Source organism: Delftia sp. SD018, assembly GCF_017355445.1.
Classification (GTDB): Bacteria; Pseudomonadota; Gammaproteobacteria; order Burkholderiales; family Burkholderiaceae_C; genus Comamonas; species Comamonas acidovorans.
The window spans coordinates 129,773-147,925 of the sequence record NZ_JADDRN010000013.1 but is presented as its reverse complement, the minus strand read 5'-3'; the positions used below and the strand labels follow the sequence as shown (position 1 = coordinate 147,925).

General features: G+C 65.4%; 14 protein-coding genes. 9 read left to right on the top strand and 5 right to left on the bottom strand.

What is annotated here, in order from left to right:
• The first annotated feature begins 16 nt into the window (after positions 1 to 16).
• From glnA to INR38_RS14945, 5 genes are all read left to right on the top strand, one after another.
• Positions 17 to 1,432, top strand: a complete 1,416-nt coding sequence (gene glnA / locus INR38_RS14965; protein WP_012206801.1) for a type I glutamate--ammonia ligase — start codon at positions 17 to 19, stop codon at positions 1,430 to 1,432.
• Between the two features lie 180 nt (positions 1,433 to 1,612).
• Entirely contained in the window at positions 1,613 to 2,116 is a 504-nt protein-coding gene (locus tag INR38_RS14960; RefSeq protein WP_013801180.1) for a hypothetical protein, read from the top strand.
• Positions 2,117 to 2,146: 30 nt separating this feature from the next.
• A complete protein-coding gene (gene glnL / locus INR38_RS14955) occupies positions 2,147 to 3,223 on the top strand; it encodes a nitrogen regulation protein NR(II) (protein ID WP_012206799.1) in 1,077 nt (358 codons plus the stop codon).
• A gap of 45 nt (positions 3,224 to 3,268) precedes the next feature.
• Complete coding sequence (ntrC, locus tag INR38_RS14950; protein WP_207442307.1) at positions 3,269 to 4,840, top strand: nitrogen regulation protein NR(I); 1,572 nt, start codon at positions 3,269 to 3,271, stop codon at positions 4,838 to 4,840.
• A 144-nt stretch (positions 4,841 to 4,984) separates the two neighbouring features.
• On the top strand, positions 4,985 to 5,797 hold the full coding sequence (locus tag INR38_RS14945; protein WP_224986152.1) for a hypothetical protein: 813 nt from the start codon (positions 4,985 to 4,987) through the stop codon (positions 5,795 to 5,797).
• Between the two features lie 15 nt (positions 5,798 to 5,812).
• On the opposite strand, the gene xth is transcribed toward INR38_RS14945, so the two are convergent.
• Together xth and INR38_RS14935 are read right to left on the bottom strand one after the other, a co-directional pair.
• Positions 5,813 to 6,589, bottom strand: coding sequence for an exodeoxyribonuclease III (gene xth, locus INR38_RS14940; RefSeq protein WP_207442309.1), 777 nt, complete (start codon positions 6,587 to 6,589; stop codon positions 5,813 to 5,815).
• 12 nt (positions 6,590 to 6,601) lie between these two features.
• Positions 6,602 to 6,787, bottom strand: a complete 186-nt coding sequence (locus INR38_RS14935; protein WP_143290004.1) for a hypothetical protein — start codon at positions 6,785 to 6,787, stop codon at positions 6,602 to 6,604.
• A gap of 107 nt (positions 6,788 to 6,894) precedes the next feature.
• Here INR38_RS14935 and INR38_RS14930 point away from each other — a divergent pair, with 107 nt between their 5' ends.
• Together INR38_RS14930 and INR38_RS14925 are read left to right on the top strand one after the other, a co-directional pair.
• The gene (locus INR38_RS14930) at positions 6,895 to 7,977 is read left to right on the top strand and encodes a fimbrial protein (protein WP_207442310.1); all 1,083 of its coding nucleotides are present in this window, start codon (positions 6,895 to 6,897) and stop codon (positions 7,975 to 7,977) included.
• A 100-nt stretch (positions 7,978 to 8,077) separates the two neighbouring features.
• Positions 8,078 to 9,349, top strand: a complete 1,272-nt coding sequence (locus tag INR38_RS14925) for an amidohydrolase family protein (protein ID WP_207442311.1) — start codon at positions 8,078 to 8,080, stop codon at positions 9,347 to 9,349.
• Positions 9,350 to 9,373: 24 nt separating this feature from the next.
• On the opposite strand, the gene INR38_RS14920 is transcribed toward INR38_RS14925, so the two are convergent.
• Positions 9,374 to 10,093 carry a Crp/Fnr family transcriptional regulator gene (locus INR38_RS14920; RefSeq protein WP_016451304.1) on the bottom strand — a complete coding sequence of 240 codons (720 nt, stop codon included), beginning with the start codon at positions 10,091 to 10,093 and terminating at the stop codon, positions 9,374 to 9,376.
• A 51-nt stretch (positions 10,094 to 10,144) separates the two neighbouring features.
• Positions 10,145 to 11,056 (bottom strand): LysR family transcriptional regulator, encoded by a 912-nt coding sequence (locus INR38_RS14915; RefSeq protein ID WP_034396253.1) that lies wholly within the window; start codon positions 11,054 to 11,056, stop codon positions 10,145 to 10,147.
• A gap of 151 nt (positions 11,057 to 11,207) precedes the next feature.
• Between INR38_RS14915 and INR38_RS14910 the strand changes: the two genes are divergently transcribed.
• Together INR38_RS14910 and INR38_RS14905 are read left to right on the top strand one after the other, a co-directional pair.
• Positions 11,208 to 12,209, top strand: coding sequence for a tripartite tricarboxylate transporter substrate binding protein (locus tag INR38_RS14910; RefSeq protein WP_207442312.1), 1,002 nt, complete (start codon positions 11,208 to 11,210; stop codon positions 12,207 to 12,209).
• Positions 12,206 to 13,498, top strand: a complete 1,293-nt coding sequence (locus tag INR38_RS14905; RefSeq protein WP_207442313.1) for a hypothetical protein — start codon at positions 12,206 to 12,208, stop codon at positions 13,496 to 13,498. Before INR38_RS14910 ends, INR38_RS14905 begins: the two co-directional genes overlap by 4 nt.
• 48 nt (positions 13,499 to 13,546) lie before the next feature.
• Here INR38_RS14905 and INR38_RS14900 read toward each other — a convergent pair whose 3' ends face one another.
• Positions 13,547 to 18,145, bottom strand: a complete 4,599-nt coding sequence (locus INR38_RS14900) for an IPTL-CTERM sorting domain-containing protein (protein WP_207442314.1) — start codon at positions 18,143 to 18,145, stop codon at positions 13,547 to 13,549.
• Positions 18,146 to 18,153 lie beyond the last annotated feature (8 nt).

The following is an 18,153-nucleotide window of genomic DNA, read 5'->3' as shown; positions in this document are numbered from 1 at the left end:
TGGCAGGAGAGATCTGATGGCAAAGACCGTTGCAGACGTGTTGAACATGGTGAAGGAGAACGAGGTCAAATTCGTGGACCTTCGTTTTACGGACACCCGTGGCAAGGAGCAGCACGTCACGGTGCCGGTGTCGCACTTCGACGAAGACAAGTTCACCTCGGGCCACGCCTTCGACGGCTCGTCGGTGGCAGGCTGGAAGGGCATTGAAGCATCTGACATGCAGCTGATGCCCGATCCCGCTACCGCGAACATCGACCCCTTCTTTGAAGAGACCACGCTGTTCCTGCAGTGCGATGTGATCGAACCCGGTGATGGCAAGGCCTACGACCGCGATCCCCGCTCCGTGGCCAAGCGCGCCGAAGCCTATCTGAAGGCATCGGGCCTGGGCGACACAGCCTACTTCGGACCCGAACCCGAATTCTTCATCTTCGACGGCGTGCGCTGGAACACCGAACCCGGCAGCACCTTCTACGAAATCGAAGAGTACGAAGCACCCTGGAATTCGGGCGCCAAGTTCGAATCCGGCAACCGCGGCCACCGTCCGCGCAACAAGGGCGGCTACTTCCCCGTGCCCCCCGTGGACAGCACCCAGGATCTGCGCGCCGAAATGGTGCTGCTGCTCGAACAGCTGGGCATTCCCGTCGAAGTGTTCCACCACGAAGTGGCAGGCGCCGGTCAGAACGAGATCGGCACCCGCTTCAGCACCCTGGTGGAGCGCGCCGACTGGACACAGGTCATGAAGTACGTGATCTGGAACGTGGCCAACACCTACGGCAAGACCGCCACCTTCATGCCCAAGCCCTATCCGGGCGACAACGGCTCGGGCATGCACGTGCACCAGTCCGTCTGGAAGGATGGCAAGAACCTGTTCGCAGGTGACGGCTACGCCGGCCTGTCCGACTTCGCGCTGTACTACATCGGCGGCATCATCAAGCACGCCCGTGCCCTGAACGCCATCACCAACCCCGGCACCAACAGCTACAAGCGCCTGGTGCCCGGCTTCGAGGCTCCGGTCAAGCTGGCCTACTCGGCCAAGAACCGCTCGGCATCGATCCGCATCCCCTACGTGGCCAACCCCAAGGGCCGCCGCGTCGAGGCACGCTTCCCCGATCCGCTGATGAACCCCTACCTGGGCTTCTCGGCCCTGTTGATGGCAGGTCTGGACGGCGTGGAAAACAAGATCCATCCCGGCGAAGCCGCGACCAAGGATCTGTACCACCTGCCCCCGGAAGAGGACAAGCTGGTGCCCACGGTCTGCCACAGCCTGGACCAGGCTCTGGAAGCGCTGGACGCGGACCGCTCGTTCCTGACCAAGGGCGGCGTGTTCTCGGACAGCATGCTCGATGCCTACATCGAGCTGAAGATGGGCGAAGTGACCCGTTACCGTCAGGCCGTGCATCCGGTCGAGTACGACATGTACTTCTCGCTGTAAGGCGAGTCGGCAAAAAGGCGGCGCAAGCCGCCTTTTTTGCTTTCGGCAAGGACCTGGGTATGCTGGGCGCGGAACCAAAAGGGGTTGGCCCGCTCAAGAAATGACGTCCAGCCCGGAAGATGGAGCGATACTTGCCCGGATAAGCCGGGCCCTTCCGATCTGGCTACCCGAGGGAATGGAATGAAGAAACTGTTTGTGTCACTGCTGCTGCCCCTGCTGTCGGTGGGAGCCTGGTCCCAGGACGTGATCTACCGCTGCGGCAACGAGTACACCAACAACGTCAGCCAGGCCAAGGCCAAGGACTGCAAGCCGGTGGACGGCGGGCATGTGACGGTGATCCATGGCGGCAGCAAGCCGGCGGCCTCGGGCGGCAGCCAGGCACCGCGCACCTCCGCCGCTCCGGCCGCAGGATCGCCCGCTCCGGCCAAGGTCAACAGCAGCGCCCAGAAGGCCCGCGACTCCGATGCGCGGACCATTCTGGAAAGCGAGCTGGCCCGCGCCCAGGAGAAGCTGACACAGCTGCGTCAGGAGTACAACGATGGCAATCCCCAGCGCACCGCATTGGAGTTGCGCAATCCCCAGGGCTATCTGGAACGTGTCGAGCAGCTCAAGAGCAGCATCTCGCGGCAGGAAGGCGATGTCGCCGGCATCCGCCGTGAGCTGGATCGACTTCCCAAGAACTGACGGGCCCGCGCGGCCCACCGGAGCCCGGCCATGATCCAGGACGACCGGCCGGCGCCCCCGGCCTCCTATCAGGCGCTTGACCTGCTGTGCACGCTGATGACCGTGCTCGACGAGCAGGGTGCCGTGCTTTTCGCCAACGCAGCCCTTGAGAACGCACTGGGCCTGTCGCGCCGCATGCTCGAAGGCAGCGAGCTGGCGGCCTGCTTCACCGAGCCGGCCTTGCTGGACAAGGCCTTGCGTGGCGCCCAGGACAACGACTTCGCGGCCCTGCGCTTCGAGGCCAGCCTGCACCGCGTGGGCGGCGATGCGCTGCCCGTGCACGTCACGGTCTCGCTGGCCGAGCGGCCCGGCCATGTGCTGGTCGAGTTCTGGCCGCTGGAGCAGCAGGCCCGCCAGGACCGCGAGGAGCGGCTGCGCGAGCAGGCCCAGGCGCACAAGGAGCTGATCCGCAACCTGGCCCACGAGATCAAGAACCCGCTGGGCGGCATCCGTGGCGCAGCCCAGCTGCTGCAGATGGATCTGGACGCCCCCGAGCTGCGCGAGTACACCGAAGTCATCATCCACGAGGCCGACCGGCTGCAGGCGCTGGTGGATCGGCTGCTGGCGCCGCACCGCCATCCGCATGAGGTGGGCGACGTCAACATCCACGAAGTCTGCGAGCGCGTGCGCTCGCTGGTGCTGGTCGAGCACCCTGCCGGGCTGACCATCACGCGCGACTACGACATCTCCATCCCGGAGTTCCGGGGCGACAGCGCCCAGCTGATCCAGGCCGTGCTCAACATCGTCCAGAACGCGGCGCAGGCGCTGCAGGAGCGCATCGCCGCCGGTGATGCCGAGATCATTTTGCGAACGCGCGTGGCCCGGCAGGTAACTTTTGGTCGCCAGCGCTATCGGTTGGCATTGGAATTGCATGTGATCGACAACGGGCCAGGCGTTCCCGATGCCATCAAGGAGCGGATCTTCTATCCGCTGGTATCGGGAAGGGATGGCGGTTCGGGACTGGGGCTGACGCTGGCGCAGACCTTCGTGCAGCGCCACCAGGGGCTGATCGAATGTGAAAGCCAGCCGGGCCGCACGGATTTCCGCATCCTCATTCCCCTGCCTTGAGGCCCACGGAAGTCAACACTGCAACAAGGGAAGGATGCACCACCAATGAAACCGATCTGGATCGTGGATGATGACCCTTCCATCCGCTTCGTGCTGGAAAAGGCACTGGGCCGGGAAGGCTGGGCAACGCGCAGCTTCATCCAGGCGCGCGATGTGCTCACGGCACTGTCCGATGTCGATGCCGGTGACCCGGCGCGCCAGCCACCCCAGGTGCTGGTGAGCGACATCCGCATGCCCGGCGGCTCGGGGCTGGAGCTGCTCGAGCAGATCCGCGCCCAGCAGCCGGGCCTGCCCGTCATCATCATGACCGCGTACTCCGACCTGGACAGTGCCGTCTCGGCCTTCCAGCGCGGAGCCTTCGAATACCTGCCCAAACCCTTCGACCTGCCCAAGGCCGTGGAACTCATCCGGCGCGCGGTCGAGGAAAGCCTGCGCGAGGACGTGGCCGAGGCCCAGGCCCCGCTGCAGGCCGAGATGCTGGGCCAGGCGCCTGCCATGCAGGACGTGTTCCGCGCCATCGGCCGGCTCAGCCAGAGCCAGGTCACGGTGCTGATCACGGGCGAGTCGGGCTCGGGCAAGGAACTGGTGGCGCGCGCGCTGCACAAGCACTCGCCCGTGGCGGGTGGCCCCTTCGTGGCCATCAACACCGCCGCCATCCCCAAGGACCTGCTGGAGTCCGAACTGTTCGGCCACGAGCGCGGCGCCTTCACGGGCGCCCAGACGCAACGGCGCGGACGCTTCGAGCAGGCCGAGGGCGGCACGCTCTTTCTCGATGAAATCGGCGACATGCCCTTCGACCTGCAGACGCGCCTGCTGCGTGTGCTGTCGGACGGGCACTTCTACCGCGTGGGCGGCCACCAGGCCGTCAAGGCCCATGTGCGCGTCATCGCCGCCACCCACCAGGACCTGGAGCAGCGCGTGCGCAACGGCGGCTTCCGCGAGGATCTGTTCCACCGCCTCAACGTCATCCGCCTGCGCCTGCCCGCGCTGCGCGAGCGCAATGAAGACGTGCCCATGCTGGCGCGCCACTTCCTGCAGCAAAGCGCGCGGCAACTGGGCGTGGAGCCCAAGCGCATGGGGGTCGATGCCATGCAGCGGCTGCAGACCTTTGCCTTCCCCGGCAACGTGCGACAGCTGGAGAACATCTGCCACTGGCTGACCGTCATGGCCCCTGCCCAGGTCATCTCGGTCAAGGACCTGCCCCCCGAGGTGCTGGGCGAAGCCGCCCCGCCCGTGGGCGGTGGCAACGGCGGCGTGCCTGCGCCGGCCACGCTGCCGCATGCGCCGGCGACGCTGGCGGAAGAGGGCTTTGGCCGACTGGCCGTGCCCGTGTCCGCGCTGGCCCCGCCACATGACGCGGCCCTGGCCGCCTCCGACCTGGACTGGGTCCATCTGCTGGGGCAACAGGCGCGCCAGCTGCTGGAGCACACCCACGCCCAGGGGCATGGTGAAGTCTGGGACCAGCTGTCCCGCCGCTTCGAGGCGCAGCTGATCCGCTCGGCCCTGGCCGTCACCCACGGCCGCCGGGTCGAGGCCGCCCAGCGCCTGGGCATTGGCCGCAACACCATCACCCGCAAGCTCCAGGAGCTGGGCATGGACGAGGACGCCTTCGAGTAAGGCAAGCCGGCGAGGCGGCCGGGCCCTTGCCTCGGCAAGGGTCCGGCTCCTACAGGCCGGCGCCCGGGGTGCTGACGGGCCGGGCCGCCCGGGCTTGGGACAATGGAGTCCTCTTCGCTGGAACGGCCTACGTCCCGACCTATCGTGCCCACAGTCCTCTCCAACCTCTGGCAAAAAGCCAAGCCCGCTCGTCCGGGCCTGATGTACCCATCGACACCGCGCACGCTTGGCGAGCCGGTCGATGCGTACTGGCATGACCGCTACTTCCTGGAGCCTTACTTCGTTGCGGGGCGTGGTTACGACCAATACCGTCCCGCCTACGCACTGGGCTGGAAAGCGTCACTTGAACCCGAGCACGCGCAGCAGGATTTCGACGATGTCGAATTCGAGCTCGAAGAGCGCTGGGAGCAGGTTCGGGGCAGCAGCCTGCTGCGCTGGAGCCAGGTGCGCGAGGCCGTCGAGGCCTCATGGCTGCAGGCGCGCCAGCGCACGCCCACACAGCCAGTGGCCACCACGCTGGAATTGCAGAGCACGGCCCTGCTCAATGCCGTGCTGGCCCTGGGCCGCCAGGCCCATGCACGCCTGGGTGAATGCATGAATCCCATGCCCCAGGGGCTGATCGGACAGGTGCTGGCGCGGCACTTCAATGCCAGTCAGATCCTGGTCGAGGACCTGGAACGTGCCATCGGCTCCAGCGGCGGCGTGGTCCTGCCCGTGCGCGACAGCCGTGCCGCACTGCGTCGCAACGCCTTCTGGGACGGGCTGCTGGGCAGGGAAGAGGGCGCGGACTACGTGCTGGACCAGGCCGAGTCCTGCCAGCAGCAATGGCTGAGCGCCTATGAGGCTGCCGAGCAGGTACGTCTGCCCAGGGCGCTCAGCGAGATTCTTCACCGCCAGTCCCTGATGCTGCGCGGCCATATCGAGGCCATCCACTGGCTGCGCCGCTACATGCTGTAGCCGGCTGGCTGGAATTCAGCCCAAGGTCACGACCACGGGCGCGTGATCGCTGGGCTGAGGGTTCTTGCGCGGCGCGCGGTCCACGCTGCAGGCGCTGACGCTGGGGCGCAATGCCTCGCTGACCAGGATGTGGTCGATGCGCAGGCCCCGGTTCTTCTGGAAACCCAGCATCCGGTAGTCCCACCACGAATAGCTTTTCTCGGGCTGGTCGAACATGCGGAAGGCATCGGTCAGGCCCAGCTGCACCAGCGCCTGGAAATGCGTGCGCTCTTCCACCGTGTGGTGGATCGTGTCCTTCAGGCCTATGGGATCGTAGGAGTCGCGGTCCTCGGGCGCCACGTTGAAGTCGCCCACGAGCACCAGGCGCGGGTGGGTCGCCATTTCGCTTTTCACCCAGTCCTGCAGCGCCTGCAGCCAGCGCATCTTGTAGGCGAACTTGTCGGTGCCCGGCGCCTGCCCATTCACGAAGTAGCCATTGATCAGGCGCACCGGGCCGCCTTCGGCATCGAGGGTGGCGGCAATGATGCGGGCCTGCTCGTCATCCAGGCCCGGAATATTGCGCACCACGTCGCGCACCGGCGTGCGCGTCAGCCAGGCCACGCCGTTGTAGGTCTTTTGCCCATGGCTGACCGCGTGGTAGCCGGCCTCCTGCAGCGCCTGCAGCGGAAACTTGTCGTCGGTGAGCTTGAGTTCCTGCAGCGCCAGCGCATCGACAGGATTGGCCTGCAGCCAGGCCAGCACCTGCGGCAGGCGCACGGACAGGGAGTTGACGTTCCAGGTGGCGATTTGCATAAATAAATCCAATTAAATCAAATGATTGCGTGATTTTTCGATGGTTGCTCTTGTGGCGGTTGCCAGCCTGTTCACCCGAAAAATCATGCCCTTGCCGCAGCAGTCAGCCCCTATTTTGATGCGCGATTGCGCTTGGGTGTTTTTCAGGCGATTCGGCAGCGCGGCTGTCAGCCCTGGCTTCGGCCAGCGTATCGGCATGCGGGGCTGTTGACGTGATGGGGCCTGCCTCGCCACGACCTTCATGGCACCGGGCAGACCTTGAATCAGATTGATCTGATTTCATCTCGGATGAAAGGTGTCTACGATTGAAAATTTTCCAAGGAAATGCGGCCTTGGAATTTTTTCATTATCCGGGGGTATTCAAAATGCATATATTCATAGGTGCTTTTTGCAGAATAAACAAGGCTGTCACGATATTTATTTTGGCAATGATGGCCACCTCCGCATGGTCCGCATGCGCAATTGAAGATACAAGTGATGGGTCAGGCTATTACAAGTATATGTTCAGTAATTTCAATCCTCCAGAATTCAATCCCAATGTGGCCAAGAACACGGTGATTTACTCAAAAACCGCTATAGCGGTAATGAGTAATGGGGTTGGCGCTAGATTGATGAATTGTAATCCAATGGTCACGGGCTATATTGTAGGTAAATCTACACCAGTCAATAATATATACCCGACGACAGTCGAAGGTATTGGAATCAGGGTTTCGTCTGGATATGGTGCTGCGCCTGTAAGTACTGCGCAGTATTCCAATCACCCCGGATCTTTTGCATATCAATATTCCGTTGTCACAGTTGAGTTGATCAAGACCACAGATGGCGATATCACTGCAGGTGGCGTGCTGGACAGCGATTTCCTGTACGAACGCGCGACTGATGCATTTGGCCAGCTTCTCGCTCAATACAGCTTTTCCTCGCCCGTCGTCCTCCGGCCCAAGGTGCCCACCTGTACCCCACAGGCGCCGGAGCCCGTGCGCATGGCCCAGACTGTCACTCAAAAACTCACCTCAATCGGCTCAACCGGTGCTCCCCGCTCCTTCCTCATCTCGTTGTTGTGCAAGGGCGGCATCCCAGGTTCGTTGACCAACGCCTATGTCACGCTGACGGACGTGGAAAATCCTGCAAATATCGGGAATGTTTTGACCCTGTCCAAAACCTCGGTGGCAAAAGGTGTGGGTGTGCAGATCCGCAAGGATGACCAGATACTGGGCTTTGGCCCGGACTCCAATGCCGCCGGCAACAGGAATCAATGGTTTGCAGGGGCTGTTGCCTACGGGCAGGCGCGGTTGGATATCCCGCTGACGGCGCGCTATGTCAAGACCGAAGAGAACGTGACCATAGGCAGTGCCAATGCGGCGGCGACCTTCACCATCAGCTACCAGTAGTTCCCCCTGATCCCGTGCGCTTTCGGTCTGACCGCTGGCAGGCCATTCAGCGTGGTCAGGCAAGTCTGCGGGTGTGCGGCCATGCCCGCAGAATACGCAGATGCTTGATCTACTCGTCATTCACGCCACGCTGCCCGACGGCCGCCAGGACATGTCCATCGCCGTGCAGGGCGGGCGCATCGTCGAGGTCGCGGCCGGTCTTTCAGCGCCAGCCCACCAAGTGGTCGATGCGCAGCACCAGCTGGTGTCGCCGCCCTTCGTCGATCCGCATTTCCATATGGATGCCACGCTGAGCCACGGTCTGCCGCGCGTCAACCGCAGCGGCACGCTGCTGGAGGGCATAGCGCTGTGGGGCGAGCTCAAGCCGCTGCTCACGGCCGAGGCGCTGATCTCGCGCGCGCTGGAGTATTGCGACTGGGCGGCGGCCAAGGGGCTGCAGGCCATCCGCAGCCATGTGGATACCAGCGATGCCCGCCTGCTGGCCGTCGATGCGTTGCTGGAGGTCAAGCGCCAGGTGGCTCCCTATATCGACCTGCAACTGGTGGCGTTTCCGCAGGACGGCGTGCTGCGCTCGCCCGGCGGCGTCGCCAACCTGCGGCGGGCGCTGGACAAGGGCGTGAACGTGGTGGGCGGCATTCCCCACTTCGAGCGCACCATGGCCGAGGGTGCCGACAGCGTCAGGCTGCTGTGCGAGCTGGCGGCCGAGCGCGGCCTGCTGGTGGACATGCACTGCGACGAGTCCGACGACCCGCTGTCGCGCCACATCGAAACCCTGGCCTTCGAGGCGCAGCGCCTGGGCCTGCAGGGCCGCGTGACGGGCTCGCACTGCACCTCCATGCACAGCATGGACAACTACTACGTGAGCAAGCTGCTGCCGCTGATCGCCGAAAGCGGCGTGGCCGTGATTGCCAATCCGCTGATCAACATCACGCTGCAGGGTCGCCAGGACAGCTATCCCAAGCGCCGCGGCATGACGCGCGTGCCCGAGCTGCTGGCCGCAGGCGTCAACGTGGCCTTCGGCCATGACTGCGTGATGGACCCCTGGTACGGTATGGGCTCGGGCGACATGCTGGACGTCGCCCACATGGGCCTGCATGTGGCGCAGATGACCAGCCAGGACGGCATGCGCGACTGCTTCGACGCCGTGACCACGCGCGCGGCGCGTGTGATGCACCTGGACGGCTATGGCATCGAGGCCGGCTGCGATGCCAGCTTCGTGCTGCTGCAGGCGCGCGATGCGGCCGAGGCGATACGGCTGCGCGCCACGCGCCTGAAGGTGTTCCGCAAGGGCCGGTTGCTGGCCGAGGCGCCTGCTGCAACGGCTGCGCTGCATCTGCCGGGCCGCCCGGCAAGAATCGACTGGCGCCGCTGAACCGGCGCTGCGCTGGCGCCGGCCTCAGGCGCCGGCCAGGCTGGCCTCGCGCACGATGGTCTGCAGGGCCACCAGGTCCCTCACCACCAGGCCCTGGGCTTCCACGCGAATGCAGGCGTCGCGCTCCATGCGCTTGAGCTCCTGGTTCACGCGCTGGCGCGAGGCGCCCAGCAACTGGGCCAGCTCCTCCTGCACCAGTTGCAGGCCTATGCGCAGCTCGCGCGGGTCGTCCAGCACCTGTGTGCCGTAGCTGCGCGACAGGTGCAGCAACTGCTTGGCCAGGCGTGCGCGCAGGGGCAGGGTGTTGAGGTCTTCCACCAGCCCGTAGGTCTGGCGTATGCGGTGGGCCTGCAGGCGCAGCAGGGCGTCGTAGAACTCCACATGCGTTGCCAGGATGGCGTGAAAGCTCTCCTTGTCCACGCACAGCAGCGTGGTGTCGCCGTGGGCATAGGCATCGCGCGTGCGCGGCTCGTCAAGAAAGGTGGACATGGCACCGAACCAGGCACCCGGCTCCACATAGGCCAGCGTGGTCTGCCGACCCGACAGGCTGGTCGAGCTCATGCGCACGGCGCCCTGCGCACAGGCATACCACCTGTGCGGCACATCGCCGCGTGCATAGATCAGTGCCCCGTCCTTGAGCCGCCGGACCGTGGTCTGACGCAGGATGTCATGGCGCAGCGAGGGCGAAAGGCTGCAGAACCACTGGCCGGAATTGATGGCCTCGCGCTCGGCGGGGGTGAGCATGGGCTCGTGGGTACTCGTTTGCAAACCGCTTGTCTCCAATCGGCCGCAATTTTAGGGCGTGCGCGCCTGCGGATAGGCGTGCAATTGCTCGCGCAGCAACTGCACGAAGCAGTCAGCCCTTTCGGTGGGCGCGTATTGGGGCGGCAGGGCCAGCACCACCTCCACCGCACAGGCTGGAAGCAGTGGCAGCACACGCAGGTCGCGCGCGAACACCGAGGCCACGTAGGGGTTGACCACGCCCAGCCCCAGCCCCTGTGCGGCCAGGCTGCAGATGGTGGAGGAGTAGGTGGTCTCCATGGTGGAGCCGGCCTCTATGCCCTGCTCCTGCATGGTGCTGCGCAGTTGCAGGTAGATGTCGTCATCGGCGTTGAGGGTCAGCAGCAGCTGGCCCTGCAGATCGCGCACATGCAGCCGCGTGCGCGTGGCCAGCGCATGGTCCGGGTGCATGACGCAGACGGCGCGGCTGCGGTGCAGCACGGTGGCATCCAGCTCGGGCGTGCTCAGCGCCATGGTGCTGACCACCAGGTCGAAGTGGCCATGCAGCAGGCCCTCGCGCAAGGGCGTGGAGCCCAGGGTCTGCAGGCTGATGTGGGTGCCCGGGTAGCGCTGCGCGAAGCTGCGCACCACGGCCGGGATCACGCTCAGGCCCAGGGCCGGCGTGCAGCCTATGCGCAGCGTGCCGGCGCCGGACTGGCGCAGTGCGGCCAGGTCGCGCTCTATGCGCTCGCGCCCCAGGAAATGCTGCTGCACGGTGGCGAACAGTTCCACGGCCTCGGCCGTGGGGCGCAGGCGGCCTTTGTGCATGTCGAACAGCTTGAGCCCTGCGGCCGCCTGCATCTGGGCCAGCAGCCGGCTGACCGAAGGCTGCGTGGTGTGCAGCAGCCGCGCGGCGGCCGTGGTGGTGCCGGTCTGCATGACGGCGCGGAAGGCTTCGATCTCTCGGGCGCTCAGGGGTCTGGACATGGCGATTCGGTCCTGCTCGGGGTGGCTGGCAATGTATATCTTTTCTGTATAGAGGCCGCGGAAAAATGCATTTTTCCAAAGATGCCCGGCTTTCTACACTGGCCCCATTGCATCGTTTGCCCAGGCGCAGCAGCGCCATCGAAAGGATTCCATGATCAAGACAAGCGCAGGCCGCAAAGCCGCCATGCTCGCTGCGGCCATCTCCGCCTCGGTGGCAGGCGCGGCGCCAGTCGCCGCCATCGCGCAGGACGGCTTTCCCCAGCCCGGCCGACAGATGCGCATCATCGTGCCGTTCACTGCAGGCGGCAGCTCCGACGTGCAGGCACGCATGCTGGCCGACCGCCTGAGCAGGCTCTGGGGCCAGCCGGTGGTGGTGGAAAACAAGCCCGGCGCCGGAGGGCACTTGGGAGGCAAATACGTGTCCGATCAGCCGGCCGACGGCTACACGCTGATGGTAGGCTCCATCGGCCTGCATGCCGCCTATGGCGTGTACGGCAAGCTGGCCTATGACCCCGCAAAGGATCTGCGCGTGGTGACCGTGCTGGCCGAGATGCCGCATGTGGTGGTGGCCACGCCCAGCCTTGCCGCCAGCAACCTGGCCGAGCTGACGGCGCTGGCCAAAAAGGCGCCTGGCACGGTCAACTTCGGCTCGGCCGGCGTGGGCTCGTCCGTGCACATGATGGGCGAGCTGTACAAGCTGCAGGCGGGCGCGCCCATCGTGCACGTGCCTTATCGCGGCAGCTCGGCCGCGCTCAACGACCTGCTGGGCGGCCAGATCCAGCTCATGTTCGAGAACCCGCCCACGGTGCTGTCGCACATACGCGGCGGCAAGCTCAAGGCGTTGGCCGTCACGGGCAGCCAGCGACTGCCGGCCCTGCCGGATGTGCCCACGGCGGCCGAGTCCGGGCTCAAGGACTATGTGGCCACCTCCTGGACCACGGTGGCCGTCTCCTCCAAGGTGCCCGAGGCCATCGTCAAAAAGCTCAATGACGACATCCGAAAGGTCGTGGCCACGCCCGAGTTCCGCAAGGGCCTGCAAGAGCAGGGCATGAGCGCCGTCGCCAACAGCCTGCCTGAGGCGCAATCCTTCGTTGCCCGCGAAAAGCAGCGCTGGGACCGCGTGATCGCCGAAGGCCACATCTCCGCCCAATGAAACGCTCCATGACTTCGAACACCCCCGCATCCTTCGTCCCCTGCCGCCGCCTGGGCGATGGCCGCCAGCACCACTTTTTCGGCTACTACAACAAGTCCAGCTGGGACCGCAGCAATCGCCTGGTGCTGGCGCAGCAAACGCCGTGGATGGACCAGTACCTCACGCCCCAGGCGCGGGCGTCCATCGGCTACTTCGATACCGAAAACGGCGACCGCTTCCACGCCGTGGGCGAGACCGGCGCCTGGAACTGGCAGATGGGCAGCCAGCTGCAGTGGCTGGACGGACTGGAGGGCCGCCAACTGATCCACAACGACAGGACGGCAGATTCCGGGGGGCGCTATCCGGGGTTCGGCTCCGTGGTCATCGATGTGGACAGCGGCGAGCGGCGCACCCTGCCCATGCCCGTCTATGTGGTGGCGCCCAGCAGCGCCTGGGCGCTGTGCGTGGACTACCGTCGCCTTTACATCACGCACGAAACCATTGGCTACAGCGAAGAGGGTGGTCCCTTCGCGTTGCCCTTGGCGCCCGAGGACGACGGCATCTGGCGCATGGAGGTCGCGACGGGCGAGGCAAGGCTGCTGGCCAGCTATGCGCGGCTCAAGGCCTTTCATCACCGTACATCGATGGACAAGGCCATCCACTGGGTCAGCCATATCGAGATCAACCCGTCGTCATCGCGCATCCTGTTCCTGCACCGCTGGACCGAACGCGTCAAGGACGAAACCTGCTTTCTGCACCGCCTGATCACCATGGCGCCCGACGGCTCCGACATGCGCCTGCTCGAATGCTCGGACCATCCGCTGCCCCAGCTGGCCGACGACTTCGACCCGATGGCCGTGGGCACCTTCGACTACGAAAAGTCCGAATACCAGATCTCGCATCCGCTATGGCAGGACGACAGCCACATCATTGTGTGGGGCCCGCATGCCGGGGAGATCCACTATCACCTCTATGACGATGTGGAGGGCGGTGACGTTCAGGTGGTGGGCGCAGGCGTGCTGGTGGAGAACGGCCACATGAGCTTCTCGCCCGTGGACACGCGCTGGCTGCTCAGCGATACCTACCCCGACGACCGAACGCACGAGCGCTTTCTGTTCCTGTACGACATGCACACGGGCGAGCGCCACGACCTTGGCAGCTTCTACGCCTCGCCCGTTCTCAGCAAGGAAAACCGCTGCGACCTGCACCCGCGCTGGAGCCGTGACGGGCGCCAGGTCTGCATCGACTCCGTGCACGAGCACCAGCGGCAGATGTATGTGCTGGATGTGTCGGGGATCGTGGAGGCTTGACTCGGGTAGTCGGGGGCGCGTGAGCAGCCCCCGGCTACAGCGTACGACTCAGCGCGGCTTGCGCATTCGCGTGCGGCGTCCGGCCAGGACTGCGACGCCCAGCATCAGCGCTGCCAGCATCCACTGACCCCGTTGCGAAAGCGTGGGAATGGCCGCGGGGCTGCCGCCGGCAGCGGCGGCCACCACGGCCACGCCGCCCGGGTCACTGATGAAGGCGTTCACATCCAGGTCGTCATCGCCGTTCCTGCCGTCTTCAATCGTCAGCGTCACGCTGTTGTCGCTGGAGTTGAACTGCGCGCCGGTGAAGTGATACCAGTGCGGCGTTGCGTTGTCGGACGTGGGGCCGTACTTCCAGTACTGTGCATTGCGGGGCAGATTGTTCGGGAACGTGAGCTTGATGCTCACCGTGGATCCCGGCGCACCGTTGTGGACAGCGAAATCGAACAGGCCCAGCGGGAACTGAAGATTGGCAGGCGGTGCGTCGGCAGGTGACCTGATGTGCCCCTGCAGCGGGATGAAGCCCGCAGTCTGCGCCGGGCCTGTTCCCATGGGTGTGAAGACCCATGGGCTTCCCGCAGCAATCTCTGCTGAGACCGTCGTTCCGCCCACGGCACCGGTGATGGTGCTCAGAGAGTGGGGGGGCAGGGTGATCGTGAAGGTCTGGTTCACGGGCGTTGCCGCGGCGTACTCGGCATCGCCGGCCTGGCTGGCCTGCAGCGTGCAATCTCCCGTGCGCATCAGCCGCAGCGAGGTGCCGGTGACCACACAGGTCTGAGGAGTGAGGCTGCTGAAGCTGATCGGCAGGTTGGAGTTGGTTCCGGCGGCGTTTGCCAGCGACAGGGCCTGGGGGCTCAGATAACGCAGGGACGAGAAATCGAAGGTGATGTTCTGGATTGCCTTGCCGACGGCAATCTGTACCGAGCCGGTGGCCTGTGCATGGTTGGCATCGGCCGCCTTGGTCGCCGTCACCGTGCAGCTGCCTACGGCCGTGCCGGTGACAGTGCTGCCGAACAGCGCGCAGTTGCCAGCGCCTGCCGTCAGCGCCAGCGTGAGTGCACCGCTGCCGCTGCCGCCAGTGACGGTGACCGTGCTGGAGTCGCCTTTGGGAATGCTGGCGGGTGATGCCACCACGGACAGGGCCACCTGGCTTGCCTGTGACACCGTCACCGAAGTGCTGGCCGTGGCCTCTTCATGGTCGGCATCCGCTGCCTTGGTGGCCGTTACCGTACAGGTTCCGACAGCCAGGCCGGTGAGCGTGGAGCCCGCGATGCTGCAGGGGCCCGCGACGCTCAAGCCGATGGCGCCGGTGCCCGAGCCGCCCGTGGTGCTCAGTTGCGAAATGCCGCCAAAGCTGATGGCTGCAGGACTGGCCTGCACCGACAGTGCTGTCTGTCCAGCCTTGGCCACGATGACGGTGGTGCTGGCGCTGATGGCCTGGTGGTTGATGTCGCCAGCCTTGGTGGCCGTGATGGTGCAACTGCCGGCGCCAATGGCACTCAACTGGTTGCCGGTCACCGCGCAGAACTGGGCACCACCCGTCACGGCGTAGGTGACGGCGCCGCTGCCCGAACCCCCAGTGGTCGCCAGGGTTGCCGTGGCGCCGAAGGTCAGGGTCGAAGGCGTGGACTGCACGCTCAGGGTGACCTGGGCTGCAGGGGTCACGGTCACCACGGTGGTGGCCAGCGTGTCCTGGTAGTTGGCATCCCCCAGCTTGGTGGCAGTCACTGTGCAGGAGCCCGTGCCTTCCGCAGTGAGAGTGTTGCCGTTGACGGAGCAAAAGGCGGCTCCATCCGTGATGGAAAAGCCCACGGCGCCGGCCCCTGCTCCGCCACTGGTTGACAGCGCGGCCGTGCTGAAGGCCGCCAGCGTGCTGGGCGTTGCCATCGCCGTCAGAGCAGGCTGCTGGGCCTTGATCACCGAGACGTCCACGGTGGTCGTGGCGGCCAGGTAGCTGGCGTCTCCCGCCTTGGTCGCCGTCACGGTGCAATCGCCCACGGCCGTGGCTGTGACCGTGTTGCCTGTCAGGGCGCAATAGGCCGCGCCTGCGGTTACGGCGTAGCTGATGGCGCCTGCGCCAGAGCCGCCGTTGGTGCTCAGCGTGGTGGTGCTGGCATAGGGCAGGGTCTGGAGTGCTGCACTTGCCGTCAGTGCAGCCTGCGGGCTCTTGTCATTGGTCAGCGAGAACGAGGTGCTGGCCGCCCCTGCCTGCGCCGTCACGGTATAGCTGCCGGCGAACAGGTTGGCCGTGGCACTCAGCGATGCGATGCCCTGGGCGTTGGTCGTGACCGAGGTTCTTGTGGCAAAGGTCGTGGATGGCCCCGATGCGGCAGGCGCATTGAAGTCCACCATGATGCCGGCAAGCGGCTGGTCGTCGATGTCGGTGACCTTGACCGACAACGGCGTGGCAAAAGGCTGCTGGATGCGGGTGGACTGTTGAGAGCCAGTGAGCACCGCCATGGCCGCAGGTGGGCCGAAAGGATCGATGCGAAACACCAGGCCATTCGAAAGGCTCGCGTTTGCGCTGAGGGCGCTGTTCGCAGGGTTGGTCAGGCCGTTGGTGCCCGATGTGGTGGTGGCGCCGCCCACGGAAAGAAGGGTCCTGCCCTGCACATTGGTTGCGGCCAGGCTGCGCATGGCCTCGTTTTCCGAGGTGCCCAGGAACCCGGCATAGTCCCAGCTGTTCGGATTGTTGATTGCGACGCTGACCAGGAAGCCGTCCTGCTTGCCACCTGGCGTGGTGGACAGGCCGCTTTGAGCCTTGACGGGAAAGCCTGCGCCATTGCTGGTGCTGCCCGTGGCGAACCAGTTCCTGCTGTCGCTGGCCAGCCCTTCCACGCTGTCGTAGCCATTGCCACCCAGGTAGGTGGCGTCCAGCACCTGGTCTCCTGATGCATTCAGGCGCAGCACAAAGCCGTCCATGCCGGTGCTGCGCGCGATCTGCGGCCCGAGGCCCTGGCTCCGTCCGCTGTTGTCGGCGGGAAAGTTGTCGGACCCGGTCTCCCCGCCCACGAGCAGTGAGCCGTCATACATCAGGTTCAGGGCCAGTGCACGGTCCGCACCGGCGCCCGAACCTGTCAGCAGCGTGAAGTAGTCGAAGGCGCTGCCGTCGGCCCGGATCTTGGCGACGAAGCCGTCTGATCCATCGATGGCGCGCGAATTGATTTGTGTCCTGAGGCCCGTGGCGCCCGGCATCCCCGAGACAGAGTCGGTCGCGCCAGCCACATAGGCCGCGCCGGTGCCGTCCACGGCAATGGCATATCCGATGTCGGCGCCGCCGTCGCCGCCGATGTATCCGGCGTACTCCAGCCCGCTGCCTGAAGCGTCGATGCGGGCCACGAAGGCGTCCCGCATTTCTGACTGCGCAGGGCCGGAGCCGTGGTTGAGCTGCGGTCCGCTCACAGCAGGAAAGCCTTTGCCTTCCGTGAATCCGGTCACATAGACCCGGCCAAGGGTGTCCAGAGCCAGGGCATTGGCCTGATCGTCACCCGTTCCACCAATCAGGCCCGAATACAGAATGCCGGCACCGTCTGGTGCCAGGCGCATGACGAAGGCATCCCTATCCGTCGTGCTCTTGCTGCGCCGAAAGCGTTGGTTGGCATCTGTGCCAAGCAGGGGGAAGCCGGTGGATTCCGTGCTGCCCGCCAGGTGGATGCGGTTTTGTATGTCCACGGCCAGGCCGTTGCAGGCGTCGTCTTCCGATCCGCCCACATAAGTGACGCTCATGGGGACACCCTTGGGATCGAATCTGACGACGAAGGCATCCTCGCCACCTTTGCTGCTGCCCGCGTTGGGCAGGTCGGACGATTGCGTCACGCCACAGGCGTAGGTGTTGCCGTCGCTGTCTCGCGCCACGGCGTTGACCTGGTCGGCCGAGTTGCCTCCGACCAGGCCCGAGTAGCCGGTCCAGGCCGGATCGATGACCAGCGGCAGGCCTTTGTCATGGCTGCCCAGCTCAAAGCCCACGCGCCAGGTGGTGGCGTCCACCTGCTCCAGCCGGTAGCGGGCGGGCACGTCCACGCGGCCATTGCCCCGGGGTTGGTAGACCAGCGGTGCATCGTCGGTGAAAAGGTCGTTGCCTATGCTCCACTGCAGCGCTCCCGTGGGCAGGATGCGTGCATCCGTCGCACCTTCCACGCGCAGCCAGACCTGTGCGGCATCGGCACCAGGAGCCAGTTCAAACTGGTACTTCAGACCGCCGGGCTCGCCCTGGAAAACGGCATCAATGCCTGGCCAGACGCTGCGGTAGCCCAAGGCGCCGAAGCTGCGCAGGCCTTTGCGCCATTGCGCGGCTTCGCCGACCAGCCAGTGGTAGAGCGTGGGCGAAGGCTGCATGCCCTGCGGCGTCGACATGGTCCCGTTCTCGAAGCTGTAGCGCAGGCGCGAATCCGGGCGCAGGCTCAGGCTCCGGGCCACGCCGGATGCGCCCACCGACCGGCCTTGCACGCCGTTGGTCTGGCCGGGCAGGTCGATGCTCATGCCTTGCGCATCGAAACTGATGCGCTTGCCTGCGGCCATGGCGCGAAAGCCGGCACCGGGTATCTCTATGAAGCGGTTGTCCCTGCCGGAGAATTCGCGTTGGACCAGGGGATCGGCCTGGACCCCCGTGGTCAAGGCCAACAGGGTCAGGGCCGCAATGGAACTGCGCATAGGTGTAC